This window comes from uncultured Tateyamaria sp., from assembly GCF_947504105.1.
In the GTDB taxonomy this organism is placed as follows: domain Bacteria; phylum Pseudomonadota; class Alphaproteobacteria; order Rhodobacterales; family Rhodobacteraceae; genus Tateyamaria.
Genome location: NZ_CANNGP010000057.1, coordinates 1 through 17,034, shown reverse-complemented (window position 1 = coordinate 17,034; position 17,034 = coordinate 1). Strand labels below are relative to the sequence as shown.

The following is a 17,034-nucleotide window of genomic DNA, read 5'->3' as shown; positions in this document are numbered from 1 at the left end:
GATGTCATCTCGTCTCATGCCCCAACATGACACTCCGAACCGACAATGGGAATCCTATGTCAGACGGGGAACACTAGATAAGCACTCCCTTGGCAGCGTTGTGGTCGGTCAATATCCTAATGGCCGACCCATATTTGACACAACGCGAACAGAGATCGGTGAAGCGCTATTCCAGCTGAAATACCGGAATGATTACAGTCAGGTCAAACCTCTGGCAAAGGCAGTCGAACGTCAAATTGTTCCGCTGCTTGGCGAAATAGGTCTAGTGATCCCGGCCCCTGCGTCCACGGTCCGCGCTCGTCAACCTGTTTCCGAGTTGGCATCGGAAGTTGCACACCGAATTGGGGTTCCATGTTTCAACAACCTCGTCGTTAAGTCCGCACTTGTTGCAAATGCTGGCTCCCTCAAGAATTTGACCACAAAAGAGGAAAAAGTTGATGCACTTGCTGGTCGGTTTGTTTTGAACAAAACTATTACCAACGAAGGACGCTGGAACACCCTTGTTGTGGATGATCTTTATCACACCGGGGCGACATTGGAGGCTGTTTGTGCAACACTCGCCGGGTACGATAAGATCGGCGACATCTATGTTGCAGCATTGACGTGGAGGAAACCATGACGGCTGTGTTCATCGCAGGCTCGATCAAAATCAAACACCTAGATCCCAAGTTTGTAGAGCGGATCGAAAACATCGTCAAAGACGGTTTAGACGTCATCGTTGGTGATGCGAATGGAGCCGACACTTCGATCCAAAAGGAACTTTTGCGCCTCGGGGCGGATAATGTGACCGTCTATTGCACGGGAGAGAAGCCCCGTAACAATGTCGGTAATTGGAGCGTGAAACGCATCCGATCTTCGGCTGAACCGGGAACGAGGGCGTTCTTTACCGCAAAAGATATTGAGATGGCTTCGCAGGCTGAATTTGGGTTAATGCTGTGGGATGCTTCAAGTACCGGAACGCTCAGTAATGTTTTTGAGCTGTTGTCGCGAAGCAAGATAACGGTTGTCTTCGTCAACCGGGAGAAACGGTTCTTAAAGATAAAAGAAAAGAGTGATCTCAGTTCACTGCTTTCTGTGATGACTGACGGAGCCCGAAAAGCTGCTGATCGAAAGATCGGGCTAAACTCCCGGATTTCTGCCCTGAACAATGAACAGATCGGTATGGCATTTTAGGTCACTTGACCCCCAACGATTCAGGTATCGGTGGCAGTGCATTAAATCGCATCCGATGACCATCTAGCGAAGCGTAGACATGCCTCCGTCGGTTGGTTGGGGTGCGCCGCGCTTAGAACGGTATGTCCCCTACGTCCTCATCCTCGTTCAAAGCACCCGAATTCTCGGTATGATCAACGATGAACCGCGCACGTTCATATAGCTCATCAAAGGTGAGGATCTCGGGTTGGCGGAGGTTCCGTCGGAAGCCCTCGAAGGCTTGGTAGCGCGCTGCGTTAACACCGTGTTCGGCTTGGAACTGGCTCAGGCTACCAACAACGAGGAAAGATCGCGGTTGGACTGACATCAGTTCTTCCCCCGTAAGGTCACCGTGTTCGTCGGTAAAGCGTTGATGTGTGCCGAGAGCGTCGGTCGCAGCACGTAACGTCTCCTGGCATTGAGCTACCGCACCACTAAGTTCCGTCGAAGGGGCCCATGTTCCTGGCCGGTATTCATTCTTCTTTAGGAGGTCAGTTGAGCTCTTTTTGATCTCGACCAAGCACAGTGCGCTAACGGTCGCGCGGGTCTTCATTATTCCGTCTGGAATTTTCCCAGGTGCAATTAGACTTGATCCACGGATGGTCTGCTGCAGCTCTCGACCGTCCAACCCTGTTGTGAAGATGTAGCTGAGTCCGTATCCAAATATCCATTGATTGCGCTCGAAGAACTCTTGCCAATTTCTTTCGGAGATATCCTCTGCTTGGTCGAGCATGTTTGAGAAAGACTTCAACTGCTCACGACGATAGGCGAGAGCCACTACGTCCTCGGTAGTAATCTTGCTGCGCGCAAATTCCGCAACTAGGTCGGGGCGATCTTCGAGAAGTTTGCGTGCGTCAGCGTCAGGCATGTGAACTAGGCGTAAATCGGCCTCATTGACGTTGAATTTGGCCGGGCTAGGAATTTCCAGGCGCCGGATATTTTCTAGAAACTCCAGCAACCTGGAAATCTGCTCACCGTACAACACAACCTGCTCACCCATCGGGTTCCCAGTCTTGGTGCTCCATCTCTGAATGTGTAGGTGTGTAACGCCTCGCCCATCTTCGATAAATCGTGCTTTTATCTGTTGGATGCCCGTATCTGTTTCATGAAGAACGAATTCATCACCATCCTTAACAAGCTCTTTCAACGGCCCGACCTCGAACCGCTTCCAGCCATGCCGGAAAACCGTGTCTCGTCCCGGGTAGCTGAATCCCTTCGAGATATAGAGCCTGCATGGAACGCGGTTTTTGGCATACTCAAATTCCTCAAAATCGATAATCGGCATGAACCGTTCCAATATCTATTCTCGTAACTGAGCCTACAAGCTCAGGGTGTGCTGTCGCAAGTCGATGCGCCGCTTCGTTTCTGCCCCAAGGGGTCACGATCCCCTTTGCGGGGTCTGCCCGAAGGAAACACTATGCTGCCAAAAAGGAAACTCAGGTGCAGTTGTCTGAAATGCACCCTCTGATTTCATTGGGAAATTGGTAACACCAAAGGAATATCTTTGAGGTGAATGCCACTTCGCTCCGCCTTTTGCTTTCAGTCATAGGAGATCCGCGCGGGGCGCGCGGCTCGCATTGATTGATAGCCAGGACAGGGGATCGACGCGCTAAAGCGCGCTCACCCCTGCCCTGCCATTATTCATATCGCTTGTCGCTGCCCGCCTCTGGGCGGTCAGCTGCGCTGCTTTTCCCCGGCGGTCAGGGGGGCGACGAGTGTCCTTAGCCGAATCCTGTGTCTTCCCCAACCGGCGCGATGCGCCGGTCCTCTGCTTTGCGCCGGCCCTTTGGGTGTGAAAGCCCCAGGATTCGGCACAGCCCCTCTTTTTGTCGCCCCCCCTCCCTTCCGGGGAAAAACGCGGATGGGTGCGGGTGGCAGGCGTCAGTCCATCAGGCCGTTTCCTTGGCCTGATGTGTCCAAACCGAAACACACGCGGATAGGTCGGGCGCAAACCGGCCACCGTCACACCACTAAGGAAAACGCCGATATGGCTGATATCTTTATCCAGAACCCGAACGACCCTGCCTATTGGCAGCAGGTCCAGCACAATGCAGCCCACCGCAAGGCTATTGCAGAGGTCCGCCAAGGCTTCGCCGACACCGCTTGCGGCATGGTCTATGAGGCATGGGTTGCCGACTTGATGGACGTGGTACGCAGTGCCGCACGGAATGCCGGATTTCTCAATGACCCGGTGCGCTACCAGTCGTTCCGAGAAGACTGCGCCGCTTTCATGCAATTGCCTGAAATCGCAACTGAGGACCACAAGGCGCTTTCGCAGGCCGCTTTCGATGCCATCGATGATGCAGCACAGGCCCTTTACGGCCAACAGGAGGCTTGAATATGACCAGCACGGAAAACGGATACACTCTGACGCTCGACTACGGAACCGAAGCGCACCGGGTTTCCGGGGATAACTCCGTGATCCTGCGGATGCTCGGACAGGACCACCACAAAGCCGCGAAGATCAAGCCGCGTCTGACGATCACGAACGATGTTGGTGATGTTGTTGCGGAGATGGACGAATGGGCGACGGTCTGGACAGAGGGGCGTGGCGTATGACCGATACAAACCAACAAGCAGTCGCGCGAACCACCTATCGTCTGCACTCATCACCGATGCAACACACCCCCGGTGTGATTGCTTGGGCCATCAACGGATACGCTTTTCCGAAAGACCGCTCGACCCTTATCAAAGTTGTCAGAGCCGGGTTTTCTGGTGTCCCAGCGTTTGCAATCCAACAGCTTCTTTCTGGGGCTGTAGGCCATACAGTCGAAGGTGATGTTGTTGTGTTCACCGTGGACACGCCGCCTGAACAGAGGTTCAACAACCTTGGCGACGACCAGACACTCGACCATTTCGAATGGTTTGAATTGGTCGCTTGCAGGAACGATGAAAGCGAAGGCGGCATTGTTCAGTGTGAAGCTGGATGCGCTGAGTTCTGGGGCATTTATGGCCGCAGCAATCACGGCACGCAGGAAGAACCGGAATACCTAGCCACCGCCATTCATGACGAGTTCAACCCCTTGGAGGCGGTGCAGATCGCGCGTCAAATCGCCATCGAAACAGGCAAGGGCTTCAATGCTGGTGATGTGCAATATGGCTTCTTTCCAAGGTTGGCCGGTCAGCTAAAACCCGCGACCGACTTCACCGAGATTGCGGAGGACCTGACCTATGCAATTCACGAGGATATTGATCTGACAGGCGACGACGAAGGGCAGCGAGAGGATGATTTTGAGAACCATCCACTAGCTGAGTTGCGCGAGGCGTTTGTCGAGTTTTTAAGCTATTCCGGTAGCGACGAGCGCGACCCCTACAAGCTCTTGGATGAAGGTACAGGCCAGTGAGCGCGATCAAGCAAGACCAAATTGCCCGCTGCCCCCCGTACAGCGTCAAATATCAAATCTATGCCGGGCGCGATCATGCCGCGCCCGGCACCCACTGGATACGCGATCTTGCCAGTCTTGAGGATTGTCAACGCGCCTATATCGACGCGCGGGAGGCATCAGCGCTTGGTGCGTCGCAGTTTGGAGACGGTGAAATCTATGATCGGGAGAAACTGCACGCTGCGCGTTTGAGCTATAATGGGCGGCTCTGGCCGCCGGTGCCGTGGAGCGCTGACTTAGAGCCCTTGGCCGAGCCACCAAGAACGCCATCCGCAGTCGTTCGGGTGGCCTACGAAACCCAGCAGTTTTTCGAAATTGATCTGCCAGAGGGGCAAGACCCTGAAACTTATTGCGACACTGACGAGGCCCGTGCTCACTTTGCTGACCTGATCACTTCCCGGTTCATCGACCTCAAGCTTGAGCGCGCTTTTGACGAAGATGGAAAGGAAACGGAGGGCAGATGATGGAACAGCTTGCGTTAATAGACCTGATGCCGGAGGAGCGCGGCACTTCGGGCGCGGTCTGGTGGTCGGGGTCATGGGAGTGCCGCAACTTCGGCGGTTTCTATCAGGTGCGAGAACAAGGCCGGGGCAACTGGTGCTTTATCATCTATGCCTTTGGCGATCACCACGCCAACGTCTACCGCGTCAACCAGATCGGAGAACTGTACCGTGAGAATGTCCCGATTGACGCAAATGACAGGATCACCATTCTGGGCCGAAAGTATGGCCGTGACCACTGGCAGCACTAACCGATAAGGAGGACAGGGACGTGGAGCCATATTTGATCGAAGGCATGGTAGCCATCCGGGCACTTTTGGAAGGTCGGATCGGACCGAAGAACCCCGAATTGGCTCTAGCCATTGCCGCAGCTATGCACAACTTGCACGCCAATCCCATGGCACTGCGTGTAGCAAAGTCAGCGTTGTTGGACTTTCGTCTGTCAAACCCGCGCGAGGCGGAAACCTTACTGCCACAAACCCTTGCGTGGCTTGATCAGTCAGCAAAGCCCGCTTGATACAAAGCCATTGCAGGAAATCTCCGTGAAAAACTGAGCCTATCCTACACGGCGCGGGGACCAGTCAACACCAAGCCCTTCGGGGCGCTACGCGCGTGTTGACAGGCCCCCTATCCCGCCGTGTCTGGAAAGCTCGTTTATTCACTAAGGAGATTACCATGAAATACATTCGTAAAAAATCAACCAGCCTACGCCGTACAGCAGCCCGTCGCCTCAAAACGATCCGAAAGCAGTTGCGCAAGATCGACTTGAGCATGAGCGTTGAAATCAACCTCATCTTCCTGAAACTGAAATTCACTTTCTCGCGGCGCAAGGAATAGCGCCATTCAGCTTTTCACCTTCGACAAATATCTACCGTGTGCTTTCGGTCAACACTTGGCACCAACCATAGCATGGGCAAAGAGCGTGTAGACGCCAAATATCGGAACGCTCTTTGCCCATGCGATTTTCAGCAGAGCGGTCGTTCGTCCTTCGCGCGGCGGCCGTCCGCTTTGAGCCCAATCTGTGAATTCGAGTTTCGTGCTGCGTGCGCTCGCAGCACGATAATTGCCGCATATGCTCGCTTCCTAGTACTGCTAAGAAACCAAGACAACCAGCCATCCGTCGTGTGCATAGCGGAAGTAGTGCAACCGATTCACGTCTCGTGAGAATTGTTGCTGTTCCCAAGCATGCCAAATTAGCGCTGCGCTTTGAGCCGGGGTTTGGAACGACGCGCGCTTGAAAACCCAATCAACCTGAACCGCCCGCGATTGTTTCACCGAAGCATTCGTTTGAGCTTTGGTCATTCGCCAAGCAAATAGAGTTATAGTGTCAGTGCGGTGCTGATGTTGGGCGGGGCGGGAGGAATGGAGGGCACATCATGCCGAGAGTCCAACTTTCTGCAGTCACCCCGAAACACCGAGCTTGGAATAAGGGTCGGATCATCGGCCAGAAGCGACCGCTTTTACCGAAACAGGTCTGGGCGATCCGAGCGAGGCTTGAACTTGCGGGCAATCTTCGCGATCTGGCGCTGTTTAATGTGGCAATTGATAGCAAACTGCGCGGCTGCGACCTGGTGAAGCTGACGGTCGCCGATCTGGTAAGAGATCATCGCGTTAAGGAACGGGTGTCAGTCATCCAAAGCAAAACCAAAAGACCTGTCCAGTTCGAACTCTCTGACAATACCAGAGAGACGGTGACCTCATGGATCACGTCGCCGGAAATGATTGCGTGCCGGTTCATGTTCCCTAGCCGATTTCATGACCGACCCCACATTTCGACCCGACAATATGGTCGGTTGGTGCAGGATTGGGTGAGATCCATAAATCTGGACCCGAGCGGATACGGTACACATTCTCTTCGCCGGACCAAAGCCGCGGAGATCTATCGGAAGACTGGGAACCTGAGAGCTGTTCAGCTGTTGCTTGGTCACACAAAAGTCGACAGCACCGTGCGCTACTTAGGTGTCGAACTTGAGGATGCGCTGAGCATCGCCGAGCGCATCGACATTTGAACCAGATTGGCGGGCGGCATTGGTCTGTCGCCAATTCAGGCGGGGTGCACGGCTCACCTTTAGCATGAGGCTGGTGAAGCTATGTTTTGGTTGCTATTTGGCGCTCAGACAGGCGCGATGTATCGCCTTGATGCTTACATTTCTGCCGAACCTCCGACGTGTGCATCGGATTTTTCCGCGATATAGGCAAGCGCCCTTTCGATTTCATCACAAGGTTGCTCTTACGGCATCACGCAATTCCGGATGGAGTATCCAATTTCCCGCTTCTGTTTCATCTTGTGTCTCCGCCTGAAACCCAAGAACCGAACTGTTTTCCAGTGCAATGGGCGTCACTTTCGAGTTCGTCCCAAAGCTAAGAAAATCGGAAATCAAGCGACCCGCATTCGCGAGTGATCTGTACGCCGAAGTCAGCGACTTGTAATCCGTTGCCCTCGCCATTTGCTCATCCGTCAGCCCGTCTGCGTCTGCTACCGACAATGCCGTCAGCATTGCGCGCTGCGGGCCGGTCAGCGCAACGTGAGCGAGTGCCTCTGCATATTCCTCGGTGCTTGGCACCGAGATACCCGTGCGCGCGTCTTTTCTGCGCGCTTCAATCCTTCGGTTCTCTCTTGCGTCGATAACGTCGTGTAAAGCGGCGATAGCAGCTTCTTCGGTGGCACCGCTTGCCTCGGCGATCAATCCGCGCGCTTCGGTCGGCGGTTTTGCAAACGCGCGCGCGACGAATTTGCCCCCGAGAACGCCGGACTTGATTTGATATCTGCCGTGTTCGCCCACGTGGATTTGAGGCCGCGTTTCTTTTTTGGTGACCTTGGCTTTCTTGGCTTTGTCTCTGAAAAGGTTGTCACCGCTATTTGATAGATGCGCAATGCTTGAATGTGTCATTGGATAACTCCTTCTGGATGGTGATTTTCAATGTAGCAGCGCAAACCAATTTCTAGGCCTGCAAGGCACAGGTACATGGCATGCTCACCTCGAACGACAGCGTCGAGCCCCTGAGTTATCAGGTCGTGAACCGAGTGGGCTGTGAGCGGAACGGTTTACTAAGCACGTTCATCCGAGCGACGAGGTCGGGCTTTGAAGCAGGCGACACGTTGGACGACGCACTTTTGGCCCGCCTGACGCGATGACGTTTAAGTCCAGCGGTCCGAACGCAACAGGTTAGTCCGCCGTCTCAGCGTGTGGGCACCCCAAGAGGGCGCCCATTCGCAAAGCTCATGCGAGCGCGATGTTTGTCGCGCTTTCGCGACCGTCTTTGCCAGCCTCGAGATCGAACGTCACCTTTTGGTTGTCGTCCAAGCTCGTCATGCCCGCGCGCTCGAGTGCAGAGATGTGCAGGAACACATCCTTGCCGCCCGATTCCGGCGCGATAAAGCCGAACCCTTTAGTGGTGTTGAACCATTTCACTGTGCCATTGGCCATGTGAATTTTTCCTTATGATCGCTGCCCACGACATGCAGCAGCCCGGCTTCTCACGACAATGTCGAGCGCTGTGAGCCGATAAGGGAAAACAGAAAGTCGAATGGAGGTCAGTAGCATCTTAAACTTGGTGCCTACCCGGGAGAGTTACAAGGTGCGCCTTGTCTGACGACAAATGTTTCCTTTGCCAAAGCGGCATTGATCTTCTATAGCTAGCAAGCTGCCGGGCACCCTGGTAGCGCGCAAAGGAAAGCCCACATGTCGTTCAACGACTTGGCAAAGAAAGAGGCCGCCGACAAAAAGGCCTTACAAGAAAAAGAACCGAAATCACTGACCAAAACGAGCGAAATTTCCGCATCGGGAACCAAGCCAGTCGATCCGTCACAGGACTGACAGGCGCGTCGCAGAACCTCTGATGCACCCAGTCAGAATTAAGTTCGCCGTAACAGGATTCCTCCTTCAAGGATCTCGTTGATCAGATCCGCTGCCGCCGCGTGCACGTGCCGTTCCGGTTCAGGGTCCTGTGCGTTTTCCAGGGTTTCCGCAGCATCGCGTAGAATACCGATTATCTCACGTTCTGGAAGTAAGTCGTGATCGTGTAAGGCGAGCAGCAAGGCCTCGCAAATCGAGAGGGCCGCCAAGCCCGCCGGGTCTGGTTGTTCTGACATCGCAGTATTCCTTGTTTCGTTCATGGCATCGCGTAGAGGCGAGGTCGTGATGCTCCTGAACACTGTCACGGAGGTCTTTGTCGTCCGTACTGATCGAAAGCAGTCTCAATGAAGAGTTGTTTTTGGCGCATTCATCGGTTCGAGAGGGCCCAGCAATGGCAACTGAGACCAGCCCGCTCACCCGGAAACTCTCCGCCTTCGTCGAGCTTTCGACGTCAGAACTTGGCGTGTTGGAGCGGTTGCACGCGCGACGGAAATCCTTCTCCGCGGGACAAGACCTTGTGCATCAAGGCCAATCGGAACAGGCGGCCTATATTCTCGCGGCGGGCTGGGTGGTATCCTACAAGATCCAGCCTGATGGATCACGCCAGATCGTGGACTTCCAGATACCGGGGGATTTTCTGGGGCTGCGCAGCGTTCTCTTGCACACGTCCGATCATGGTATTGAACCGATTGTCGAGATCGAGGCAGCGGAAGTTTTGGTTAACGATCTTCTGGAGGCTTTTGCGGAGACGCCACGCCTCGCCACTGCCATCTTGTGGGCAGTCTCGCGCGACGAGGCCATGGTTGTGGAACATCTGGTTGGGCTGGGGCGGCGCAACGCTGATGCGCGCATGGCGCATTTTTTTCTGGAGCTTGGCGTAAGACTGTCACTGGTGGGGATGGGCAGCAAGGGAGGGTACGCGTGCCCCCTCACGCAGTATCATCTGGCCGACGCTCTGGGATTGAGCGCCATCCATGTCAACCGTGTCTTGCGGAAACTCCGGGAAGACAGGCTTGTTACTTTTCGGGACGGCCTCGTGGTGTTTGATAATTACGAGGGTCTGGTGGCTTTGGCCGATTTCGATCCTGCGTATCTCGACCACGCGCGGCCTCTCTTGCCCTGAAAGGGCCGCCCGAGATTTGGTTTCGGACCGCCCATGATCACATCGCGCTTACGGCATCACATCAAGGCGCGGCTTGCTTGCTTGAGTTCCTCGTGCGCTTTTTCGTCGTTTTCCGCTTCGTGCGCCTTTTCGGCGGCCTGATAGTGTTTCAATGCGGCCGCCTTCTTGGGCCCTTCGGGCGCCTTGTCCCAAGCGGCTTTGACCGAAGCCATGTGCTTCGCGGTCTGGTTCTCTTGTTCTTGATTGTGCTCGTTCATATACGTGTCCTTTCTTGGACCAGCCGAGTACAAGAGGCGCAAAGGCCGTGCAGTAAGAGGGAAGCACTTTCAGTTTCCCGCGTCTGTAGGATACTCGGTAAAATCGCCACCCTGACGTGCGGTGGTCAGGTCCCGCATATCCGGTCTTGCAAGACAACGTACTGACGCACGTTAGCCGACCTGGGCCAGATAGAAGACCCGCGCGATCACTGCGATGACGACAAACACGGACAGCACCCAAAACGCGCTAACCCTTGGGAAGCTGAAGCTGCCCGACTGACTTTCACCAACAAAAGGGAATGACCCCCGGTGAGGCAACAATGCCACAAGCTTGGTCGCCTTGCTTTCGCTTGCCAGAGCAAGTGCTGGCACGTCTGTGATTGCTTCAAGATGCGCGTTCAACCGAATTTCGGCGTTCTCCTTGCTCAACAGCGCTAACTCCTTGGCTTCGGTCCATGGTTCAAGCCCGATACGTGCAAGTGCAGACACAACCGTGACGGCTGCGCCGGTTCTGTCCTCTCCCACTTCTGCTTGCAGGAATGCGTCGTAGTCGGAGCCGTCCGGGTGAAGAATATCTGAGGCGGACATGCATTTCCTTTCAGCGAGAGGGTGTCATGGGGGGCTGTGACACAACGAAGCCCTAGCGTTTGCGTCCATAGTGACAATGATTGTTTCGGGGTGGGCTAACCTCGATCAGCCTCGCGCTCGCGAGGATAGGCTAACGTTCGCCCAATCGACCTGGGATCATCAGGCAGCTTTGTCGGCTCAGATCGACACGACCCGGCATGGGTGGTGAACCACGGCCCTGGGCACAGCGTTACGAAAAACGAACTTGAGGCGTCTGGAACATGGCATGGGCCGTGAACCTGACTCTTTGGGCATGACAAAATAGCGACGCGGCGCTTTCCCCGCTGGAGAACACAATATGACCACACCTGAATGGCTCAAACCCGGCATCTACGGCGCACTGATCGGCGCGGCGTTTATCGCTATTGTCGGTTTCACCTGGGGAGGATGGGTAACCGGATCCGCAGCCGAGAAAATGGCAAGCGAGGTGGCCGAAGACCGAGTGATCGCAGCACTTGTGCCATTCTGCCTCGACATGTCCCGTACCGACGAAGCACGTGTCGAGAAGCTTGCCGCGATCCGCGAGACATCGACGTTCAGACAGAGGGATGCCGTGATGGAGGCGGGCTGGGCGACCATGCCTGGAGCCGAGGAACCGAACCGCGCGCTTGCCCAGGCTTGCATTGAAGGGCTTGAGCTTGATGCGTCGTAAGCTCTTTGCATGGCCATCGGTGTTGCCAAAGGGCGCCGCACGGAAACATTCAAGCACTGAAGGCCGCTTCGTAACGCTTTGTAGGGGGAGTATCGCGCTCGCTTTCGCCATACTGATCCCCGCGGCGTCACCGTTGTCCGCGCAAGCGCAAGCCGACCAGATACCGGCGAACGCGCAGGCCAAAAGCTGGGGCGACGGGTGGGAATGTGTTCGAGGGTTTCGGCGCACAGGCGATGCCTGTCTCGCCGTCGTCGTGCCGGCGAACGCCTACGCCACCAATAGAACCTATGGCAGCGGCTGGGCATGCCTGCACGGCTTTCGTGAAATGGATGCCACGACTTGTCTCGCGGTTGTAGTTCCGAATGGAGGACATCTTGACCCATCAGGTACAAGCTGGAGCTGCCTTCGTGGATATATGGAGGCTGACGACCAGTGTCTCGAGATCGTTTTGCCGCCGAACGCATATCTGACAGACAATTCCTTTGGATCGGTTTGGCGATGTGGCCGGGGTTTTGAAGTTGATGGCGATACTTGCGCGGCCATCGTCGTGCCGGAAAACGCGTTCCTGAACGGGTCTGGCTACGGTCAGCCCTGGACGTGCGAGCGGGGATACGTCGAGAACGAAGAGGGCTGTGCTGCCGTTATCGTTCCAGAGAACGCCTTTTTCGACGACGCGACCTATGGGCCGGGATGGAAATGCAATCGAGGCTTTGCAGCCTCTGATGACGAGTGCAGCAAGATCAACCTTCCCGACAACGCACATCTCGACAGATCGGGAAACCGATGGGAATGCCACCGGAATTTTCAGCGATCGCAAGGGAGCTGCATTCTGAACGACTAGCGCATCCGATCCGGCATGAAGCGCTGTCCACAAACCTGAACGGGTCATCTGATCGGATCTGCAAATGCCACTTGGCAAAGGAAAAACCATGGAAGCGAACACCACGGAAAAACCGACGACACGGCTGTCACCCATTGGCCCGCAAACCCCGCCAGAGCAGTCTCGTACAAGCAAGTCCCCGAGCACGGCGGCACCGACTGCGATTGTCTACTGCGAGGGGAACTTCGGACAGATCGATGGCAAGACGGCAAACGGGCTGGTTCGTCATTCCCAAGCCTACCGCGTCCTTTCCGTGATCGACAGCAGGCTTGCCGGGCGCGACAGCGGGCAGGTGCTGGACAATGTCAGCAACGGTATTCCCATCGTCGCCAATATCAATGCCGCGCTTGCGCGAGAGGCAACCACTCCCGACACGCTGATCTATGGCATGGCACCGTCGACCGGGACGCTGTCGCCGACAGATCGAGAGGTTGTGCTGGATGCAATTGCACGCGGGATGAACATCGTCAGCGGTCTGCACGAATACCTCGGGGATGATGCGCAGATTTCATCGGCTGCCAGGGCGGCCAGTGTAACGATCCGCGATATACGCAAACCGCGACCCAGCAAGGATATGCGCCTGTTTGACGGCAGCGTCGCGCGGGTGAAGGCAATCCGCATTGCTGTTCTTGGGACCGATTGCGCGATCGGCAAGCGGACAACGGCGACCGTGCTTGCAAAGGCACTGAATGCGCGTGGCATCAAAACCGTCCTTGTGGGAACAGGTCAGACCGGCCTGATGCAAGGGGCCAAATACGGGATCGCGATGGACGCCGTCCCACCGCAGTTTTGCTGTGGGGAACTTGAGCGCGTGATTGTAGAGGCTTCTGACGGCGAGGAGCCGGACGTCATCCTGATCGAAGGCCAGGGGGCTCTTAGCCATCCCGCCTTTTGCACCTCGGCCTTCATTCTGCGCGGCAGCCAGCCGCAGGGTGTCATTCTTCAGCATGCGCCCAAACGTGCGCATCGCTGCGACTTCCCAAACTTCCCGATGCCGAACGCGGACAGCGAAATCACCCTCATTGAGGCGTTTGCAGGCACGCGGGTGGTCGGCGTGACGATCAATCATGAGGGGATGACGGACGCCGAGGTCAGCCAGGCAATCGAAACACTTTCGCGCGATCTCGGCATTCCGGTGACGGATGCGTTGACCCGGCCGGAAGAGCAATTGACCGACATGGTGCTGGCCGCCTTCCCGCAACTGCGCCCGGCGCCTCTTGTAGCCGCAGAATGACCACGCCGCGTGTCGAGATTGATCTCGGCAAGATCACGCAAAACGCACGATGTCTCGTCCGTCGTCTTGGCGCGCGGGGCATCTCTGTCACCGGCGTGACCAAGGCCGTTTGCGGTCATCCTGACGTCTCAAAGGCGATGTTGAGCGGCGGCATCGCTGACTTGGCCGACGCGCGCATTAGCAACGTCATTCGGATGCGGGCAGCAGGGATCGCGTGCCCCATCTCGATGATCCGTGCGCCGCTGTCGCACGGCATAGATGATGTCATCCGGTGCTGCGACACGAGCTACAATACGGAGATCGACACGATCCTGGAACTCGGCTCTGCCGCGCGGGAAAAGGGAACGGAGCACCATGTCATCCTGATGGTCGAAATGGGCGACTTGCGCGACGGTATCATGCCTGAGGACCTCAACGATGGCGCCTTACATGTCGTTGCAACGCCGGGTCTCGCCCTAAACGGGATAGCAGCAAATTTCGGCTGCCTGGGCAACGCGGCACCGACGGTCGATGACATGGCCATGCTCTCGCGACTGGCAGACGAGGTCGAAGGCGCATGCGGACCTCATGTGGCGCTTGTATCCGGTGGCGGCTCGGCCAATCTGGCATGGGCGCTTGGCAAAGGGGTGAATGGGCGGATCAACAATTTGCGTCTGGGCGAAGCGATCCTGTTAGGGATTGACCCATTATCGGGGCAGCCAATCAATGGCCTTCACACAGACGCCTTTGCGCTGTTCGCCGAAGTCATCGAAGCAAGACTGAAACCGGTATCAAGGCTGATGAAACCGGGTGCGCCGAAGTATGGGAAGCTCGAACTCATTCTCAAAAAAGACCATACGGGTCGCTCTGTCCTCGCCATCGGGCAGCAGGATACGGATGCAGGCGGTTTGACCTTTCCGTCTGGGGTGGAGTTCAGGGGCGCGACGAGCGACCACATTGTTGTCGATACAGGCGAGGCTGAAGTGTCCGTCGGGTCCGAAATGAAAATGAGTATGAACTACAGCGCACTCATGCGGGCGATGAGCGCACCTGATGTCGAAAAAATGGTCCATCACGGGTTGCGGGTCAACGGCGCGGTCAAGGATGCCAGACCCCAGCCACGTTTACGGCTGGTGTGACATCCGTATGTCTCTTCCGGCGAACCAGGACATCCGCCTCGCCAAAAGACAAAGGGCTGCAATGCACACCGCGCCTCTCAACCCTTTGCTAAGTAATGATGTAAACGCGACCTTGCTCGCAATCAAACGTGGGGAGCATATGCAAACCAAAGTAGACGACATCGAAATGGATCATCCGGGGCGTGCGCATGGAGATGTGCCAAAGGCCCGTTCCTGCTTGCGGTGCGAGGCCTCGTTCTGGAGCGAAGGGTTCGGCCAACGCATTTGTAATCATTGCAAGGGATCTTCGGTCTGGCGCACGGAAATGCCCGAGGGCATTGGTCAAGGACGGCGCCGTTCCGGCGGTCGGTCGTATTAGGGGCCCTTTGTGGCGTTGATCACGATCACACACACAACCAGCTATCGCTACCTGGCTCCTGTGCGACTTGGTCCGCACCGGCTAATGCTACGCCCTCGCGAGACGCGGGACCTCGCTTTGACGTCGTTCGATCTTGAGATCGTTCCGACCGCTCGTATCGATTGGTCCCAAGACGTCGCAGGCAACACCATTGCCGCCGCCACTTTCGACGTTATGACGGACAAGCTTACAATCAGGTCCCGTACGACAGTTGATTTGACGGCACCCGCTTGGCCAGTTTTCCCAATTGCGACCTCTGCGGCATCCTATCCGTTCACTTACTCTGACGATGACTGGAAAGATCTCGGGTCGCTTGCGATGCCGCAATACGCCGATGACGCAGGGCGGTTGTCAAACTGGGTTGAGCAATTCGTAATGAACAGGCCGACCGATACTCTGTCTCTGTTGAAGGACATCAGCAATGGCATCACGGAGCAGATCGCCTATCAAATCCGCGAAGCCGAAGGCACGCAAGCACCGCTTGACACAATTGATCGGGGCGTTGGCTCGTGTCGTGACTTTGCCGTTCTCTTTGCTGACGCAGTCCGCACCCTCGGTTTGGGTGCCCGTCTGGTCTCCGGCTACCTTTTCGACCCCAAGGATGACCGGCTTGGATCAGCGGCGGCGGGCTCCACGCACGCATGGATCGAAGTCCACGTTCCAGGGGCAGGTTGGATCCCGTTCGACCCTACGAACAGATCCGTGGGGTCGGCGCATTTGATCCCGGTGGCGGTCGCCCGAAACATATCACAAATCACTCCTGTGATTGGCAGTTTTCAGGGCGACAAAAGTGATCTCATTTCCCTGGACGTCGCTGTTGATGTTGTGGATCAAGGAATTTACTGACCAAGATTAGACGACGGTCGTAGTGTGGAGTATCAACACCCGACCTTCTGCCGCCCTTTGAATCTGTCATAAGCATGCGCTTTTCGACGGCTGTGTCACCCTGAGTCTCGATCGTGGGTACAAACTGCAATGAATTGGCGGTCAGGTAGTGGGTGCCCCAGACTGGCGTTCAATGACCGCTCTGGTGACACGCGCTAACCAAAAAAGGAATAGACTTTCTGCGAAGGCAAGCCTTTTCTGCACCAGCAATAGCTGCGCCTGCACAAGTCCGGTTTGTCCCGCATCGTTCCAGTTCGCAGCCGTCGCAACGAAGGTCTGCATTCGTCAGCTTGGCAAGGATCGTCGCGCCGGTTCCCCTGTCTTTAGCACGGCGTTCAAAATGACGATCAGTTTGCGCATGATGGCGGTGATCGCGACCTTTGCCGGTTTGCCTCTGGCGCGCAGGCGGCGCGCAAATGATTGCATCATCGGATCATAGCGCAGCGTTGATAGCGCCGCCATATAAAGGCTGGCCCTGACCTCTCGTCTACCACCTGAAATCCGGCGGTGTCCTTTCAATGTTCCTGAATCTTGAGCATGCGGTGCAAGGCCAACAATCGCAGCGGCCTCCCCTTTCGTGAGTGAGCCGAGCTCTGGTACATAGGCAAGACAAGCCGCCGCTGTCTTCGGGCCAACTCCGACAACTGATGTCAGCAAATCTGACTTCCGCCGAAACTCGGGTGTCGATGCGACAAGCTTGACGATTTGCGCATCCAGTTCATCCACCTCTTTGGTCATAGCACGCACATGGCGTTTGAGAGAGCGTTCCACTGCTTTGATTTGTTGATGCTCAAGCCGGTTCTGTTCCTTGCGGATCATCTGGGCCAGGTCATCGCGTCGCCGACGCAGACCGCGCAACTCGACTGTTTCTTTACTGGGTGGTTGCCACAGGCGTAAGTCTTCAGACTTTGCTGCGAACAGCGCCAGCAT

Annotated in this window: 25 protein-coding genes; 18 read left to right on the top strand and 7 right to left on the bottom strand. The window is 56.0% G+C overall.

The genetic code is table 11. The annotated features are described in order from the left end of the window. Together Q1A75_RS21270 and Q1A75_RS21265 are read left to right on the top strand one after the other, a co-directional pair. A partial coding sequence (locus Q1A75_RS21270; protein WP_299592878.1) for a ComF family protein occupies positions 1-619 on the top strand: 619 nt, incomplete at its 5' end. Continuing rightward, positions 616-1,173 (top strand): hypothetical protein, encoded by a 558-nt coding sequence (locus Q1A75_RS21265; protein WP_299553642.1) that lies wholly within the window; start codon positions 616-618, stop codon positions 1,171-1,173. The genes Q1A75_RS21270 and Q1A75_RS21265, both read left to right, overlap by 4 nt. Before the next feature lie 112 nt (positions 1,174-1,285). Here Q1A75_RS21265 and Q1A75_RS21260 read toward each other — a convergent pair whose 3' ends face one another. Further along, positions 1,286-2,476: a Shedu immune nuclease family protein gene (locus tag Q1A75_RS21260; protein WP_299553645.1), complete on the bottom strand. Its 1,191-nt coding sequence runs from the start codon at positions 2,474-2,476 to the stop codon at positions 1,286-1,288. Positions 2,477-3,178: 702 nt separating this feature from the next. Between Q1A75_RS21260 and Q1A75_RS21255 the strand changes: the two genes are divergently transcribed. The 8 genes from Q1A75_RS21255 (at position 3,179) to Q1A75_RS21220 (ending at position 7,083) form a co-directional block, all read left to right on the top strand. Then, positions 3,179-3,529, top strand: coding sequence for a hypothetical protein (locus Q1A75_RS21255; RefSeq protein ID WP_299553648.1), 351 nt, complete (start codon positions 3,179-3,181; stop codon positions 3,527-3,529). A gap of 2 nt (positions 3,530-3,531) precedes the next feature. Beyond that, positions 3,532-3,750: a hypothetical protein gene (locus Q1A75_RS21250; protein ID WP_299553651.1), complete on the top strand. Its 219-nt coding sequence runs from the start codon at positions 3,532-3,534 to the stop codon at positions 3,748-3,750. Further along, positions 3,747-4,535 carry a hypothetical protein gene (locus Q1A75_RS21245; RefSeq protein ID WP_299553654.1) on the top strand — a complete coding sequence of 263 codons (789 nt, stop codon included), beginning with the start codon at positions 3,747-3,749 and terminating at the stop codon, positions 4,533-4,535. Before Q1A75_RS21250 ends, Q1A75_RS21245 begins: the two co-directional genes overlap by 4 nt. Continuing rightward, positions 4,532-5,038, top strand: a complete 507-nt coding sequence (locus Q1A75_RS21240; protein ID WP_299553657.1) for a hypothetical protein — start codon at positions 4,532-4,534, stop codon at positions 5,036-5,038. The genes Q1A75_RS21245 and Q1A75_RS21240 overlap by 4 nt, the downstream gene beginning before the upstream one ends. Continuing rightward, positions 5,035-5,325: a hypothetical protein gene (locus tag Q1A75_RS21235; protein WP_299592876.1), complete on the top strand. Its 291-nt coding sequence runs from the start codon at positions 5,035-5,037 to the stop codon at positions 5,323-5,325. Before Q1A75_RS21240 ends, Q1A75_RS21235 begins: the two co-directional genes overlap by 4 nt. Positions 5,326-5,345: 20 nt before the next feature. Continuing rightward, positions 5,346-5,591, top strand: coding sequence for a hypothetical protein (locus Q1A75_RS21230; RefSeq protein ID WP_299553663.1), 246 nt, complete (start codon positions 5,346-5,348; stop codon positions 5,589-5,591). Positions 5,592-5,749: 158 nt separating this feature from the next. Further along, complete coding sequence (locus tag Q1A75_RS21225) at positions 5,750-5,911, top strand: hypothetical protein (protein ID WP_299553666.1); 162 nt, start codon at positions 5,750-5,752, stop codon at positions 5,909-5,911. Between the two features lie 539 nt (positions 5,912-6,450). Beyond that, positions 6,451-7,083 carry a tyrosine-type recombinase/integrase gene (locus Q1A75_RS21220; protein ID WP_299553669.1) on the top strand — a complete coding sequence of 211 codons (633 nt, stop codon included), beginning with the start codon at positions 6,451-6,453 and terminating at the stop codon, positions 7,081-7,083. A gap of 207 nt (positions 7,084-7,290) precedes the next feature. On the opposite strand, the gene Q1A75_RS21215 is transcribed toward Q1A75_RS21220, so the two are convergent. After that, positions 7,291-7,965 carry a hypothetical protein gene (locus tag Q1A75_RS21215; RefSeq protein WP_299553672.1) on the bottom strand — a complete coding sequence of 225 codons (675 nt, stop codon included), beginning with the start codon at positions 7,963-7,965 and terminating at the stop codon, positions 7,291-7,293. An 80-nt stretch (positions 7,966-8,045) separates the two neighbouring features. On the opposite strand from Q1A75_RS21215, the gene Q1A75_RS21210 reads away from it, so the two are divergent. After that, a complete protein-coding gene (locus Q1A75_RS21210) occupies positions 8,046-8,210 on the top strand; it encodes a hypothetical protein (RefSeq protein ID WP_299553675.1) in 165 nt (54 codons plus the stop codon). An 85-nt stretch (positions 8,211-8,295) separates the two neighbouring features. On the opposite strand, the gene Q1A75_RS21205 is transcribed toward Q1A75_RS21210, so the two are convergent. Continuing rightward, positions 8,296-8,502, bottom strand: coding sequence for a cold-shock protein (locus Q1A75_RS21205; RefSeq protein WP_299553677.1), 207 nt, complete (start codon positions 8,500-8,502; stop codon positions 8,296-8,298). Between the two features lie 255 nt (positions 8,503-8,757). Here Q1A75_RS21205 and Q1A75_RS21200 point away from each other — a divergent pair, with 255 nt between their 5' ends. Further along, positions 8,758-8,892: a hypothetical protein gene (locus Q1A75_RS21200; RefSeq protein WP_299553680.1), complete on the top strand. Its 135-nt coding sequence runs from the start codon at positions 8,758-8,760 to the stop codon at positions 8,890-8,892. Positions 8,893-8,930: 38 nt separating this feature from the next. Here Q1A75_RS21200 and Q1A75_RS21195 read toward each other — a convergent pair whose 3' ends face one another. Beyond that, on the bottom strand, positions 8,931-9,167 hold the full coding sequence (locus Q1A75_RS21195; protein WP_299553683.1) for a hypothetical protein: 237 nt from the start codon (positions 9,165-9,167) through the stop codon (positions 8,931-8,933). Positions 9,168-9,322: 155 nt separating this feature from the next. On the opposite strand from Q1A75_RS21195, the gene Q1A75_RS21190 reads away from it, so the two are divergent. After that, positions 9,323-10,054 carry a Crp/Fnr family transcriptional regulator gene (locus Q1A75_RS21190; protein WP_299553686.1) on the top strand — a complete coding sequence of 244 codons (732 nt, stop codon included), beginning with the start codon at positions 9,323-9,325 and terminating at the stop codon, positions 10,052-10,054. Between the two features lie 56 nt (positions 10,055-10,110). Here Q1A75_RS21190 and Q1A75_RS21185 read toward each other — a convergent pair whose 3' ends face one another. After that, positions 10,111-10,311 carry a hypothetical protein gene (locus Q1A75_RS21185; RefSeq protein WP_299553689.1) on the bottom strand — a complete coding sequence of 67 codons (201 nt, stop codon included), beginning with the start codon at positions 10,309-10,311 and terminating at the stop codon, positions 10,111-10,113. 171 nt (positions 10,312-10,482) lie between these two features. Continuing rightward, the gene (locus tag Q1A75_RS21180; protein WP_299553692.1) at positions 10,483-10,899 is read right to left on the bottom strand and encodes a hypothetical protein; all 417 of its coding nucleotides are present in this window, start codon (positions 10,897-10,899) and stop codon (positions 10,483-10,485) included. Between the two features lie 337 nt (positions 10,900-11,236). Between Q1A75_RS21180 and Q1A75_RS21175 the strand changes: the two genes are divergently transcribed. The 5 genes from Q1A75_RS21175 to Q1A75_RS21155 all read left to right on the top strand — a co-directional run bounded on the left by Q1A75_RS21175 (position 11,237) and on the right by Q1A75_RS21155 (position 16,065). Beyond that, positions 11,237-11,590, top strand: a complete 354-nt coding sequence (locus Q1A75_RS21175) for a hypothetical protein (RefSeq protein ID WP_299553695.1) — start codon at positions 11,237-11,239, stop codon at positions 11,588-11,590. A gap of 415 nt (positions 11,591-12,005) precedes the next feature. Beyond that, on the top strand, positions 12,006-12,431 hold the full coding sequence (locus Q1A75_RS21170) for a hypothetical protein (protein WP_299553698.1): 426 nt from the start codon (positions 12,006-12,008) through the stop codon (positions 12,429-12,431). An 88-nt stretch (positions 12,432-12,519) separates the two neighbouring features. Further along, positions 12,520-13,704 (top strand): DUF1611 domain-containing protein, encoded by a 1,185-nt coding sequence (locus tag Q1A75_RS21165; protein WP_299553701.1) that lies wholly within the window; start codon positions 12,520-12,522, stop codon positions 13,702-13,704. Next, on the top strand, positions 13,701-14,822 hold the full coding sequence (locus Q1A75_RS21160; RefSeq protein WP_299553703.1) for an alanine/ornithine racemase family PLP-dependent enzyme: 1,122 nt from the start codon (positions 13,701-13,703) through the stop codon (positions 14,820-14,822). The genes Q1A75_RS21165 and Q1A75_RS21160 overlap by 4 nt, the downstream gene beginning before the upstream one ends. A gap of 367 nt (positions 14,823-15,189) precedes the next feature. Further along, positions 15,190-16,065 carry a transglutaminase family protein gene (locus Q1A75_RS21155; protein WP_299553706.1) on the top strand — a complete coding sequence of 292 codons (876 nt, stop codon included), beginning with the start codon at positions 15,190-15,192 and terminating at the stop codon, positions 16,063-16,065. Positions 16,066-16,389: 324 nt separating this feature from the next. Here Q1A75_RS21155 and Q1A75_RS21150 read toward each other — a convergent pair. Next, positions 16,390-17,034 (bottom strand): transposase (locus Q1A75_RS21150; RefSeq protein WP_299592873.1); only part of this gene is annotated, 645 nt, incomplete at its 5' end.

What these genes read in the sequence shown, in the direction of transcription:
- Q1A75_RS21265 (WP_299553642.1), top strand. Translation starts at nt 616, where the DNA reads ATGACGGCTGTGTTCATCGCAGGCTCGATCAAAATCAAACACCTAGAT.
- Q1A75_RS21260 (WP_299553645.1), bottom strand. Translation starts at nt 2,476, where the DNA reads ATGCCGATTATCGATTTTGAGGAATTTGAGTATGCCAAAAACCGCGTT.
- Q1A75_RS21255 (WP_299553648.1), top strand. Translation starts at nt 3,179, where the DNA reads ATGGCTGATATCTTTATCCAGAACCCGAACGACCCTGCCTATTGGCAG.
- Q1A75_RS21250 (WP_299553651.1), top strand. Translation starts at nt 3,532, where the DNA reads ATGACCAGCACGGAAAACGGATACACTCTGACGCTCGACTACGGAACC.
- Q1A75_RS21245 (WP_299553654.1), top strand. Translation starts at nt 3,747, where the DNA reads ATGACCGATACAAACCAACAAGCAGTCGCGCGAACCACCTATCGTCTG.
- Q1A75_RS21235 (WP_299592876.1), top strand. Translation starts at nt 5,035, where the DNA reads ATGATGGAACAGCTTGCGTTAATAGACCTGATGCCGGAGGAGCGCGGC.
- Q1A75_RS21225 (WP_299553666.1), top strand. Translation starts at nt 5,750, where the DNA reads ATGAAATACATTCGTAAAAAATCAACCAGCCTACGCCGTACAGCAGCC.
- Q1A75_RS21220 (WP_299553669.1), top strand. Translation starts at nt 6,451, where the DNA reads ATGCCGAGAGTCCAACTTTCTGCAGTCACCCCGAAACACCGAGCTTGG.
- Q1A75_RS21215 (WP_299553672.1), bottom strand. Translation starts at nt 7,965, where the DNA reads ATGACACATTCAAGCATTGCGCATCTATCAAATAGCGGTGACAACCTT.
- Q1A75_RS21210 (WP_299553675.1), top strand. Translation starts at nt 8,046, where the DNA reads ATGCTCACCTCGAACGACAGCGTCGAGCCCCTGAGTTATCAGGTCGTG.
- Q1A75_RS21205 (WP_299553677.1), bottom strand. Translation starts at nt 8,502, where the DNA reads ATGGCCAATGGCACAGTGAAATGGTTCAACACCACTAAAGGGTTCGGC.
- Q1A75_RS21200 (WP_299553680.1), top strand. Translation starts at nt 8,758, where the DNA reads ATGTCGTTCAACGACTTGGCAAAGAAAGAGGCCGCCGACAAAAAGGCC.
- Q1A75_RS21195 (WP_299553683.1), bottom strand. Translation starts at nt 9,167, where the DNA reads ATGTCAGAACAACCAGACCCGGCGGGCTTGGCGGCCCTCTCGATTTGC.
- Q1A75_RS21190 (WP_299553686.1), top strand. Translation starts at nt 9,323, where the DNA reads ATGGCAACTGAGACCAGCCCGCTCACCCGGAAACTCTCCGCCTTCGTC.
- Q1A75_RS21185 (WP_299553689.1), bottom strand. Translation starts at nt 10,311, where the DNA reads ATGAACGAGCACAATCAAGAACAAGAGAACCAGACCGCGAAGCACATG.
- Q1A75_RS21180 (WP_299553692.1), bottom strand. Translation starts at nt 10,899, where the DNA reads ATGTCCGCCTCAGATATTCTTCACCCGGACGGCTCCGACTACGACGCA.
- Q1A75_RS21175 (WP_299553695.1), top strand. Translation starts at nt 11,237, where the DNA reads ATGACCACACCTGAATGGCTCAAACCCGGCATCTACGGCGCACTGATC.
- Q1A75_RS21170 (WP_299553698.1), top strand. Translation starts at nt 12,006, where the DNA reads ATGGAGGCTGACGACCAGTGTCTCGAGATCGTTTTGCCGCCGAACGCA.
- Q1A75_RS21165 (WP_299553701.1), top strand. Translation starts at nt 12,520, where the DNA reads ATGGAAGCGAACACCACGGAAAAACCGACGACACGGCTGTCACCCATT.
- Q1A75_RS21160 (WP_299553703.1), top strand. Translation starts at nt 13,701, where the DNA reads ATGACCACGCCGCGTGTCGAGATTGATCTCGGCAAGATCACGCAAAAC.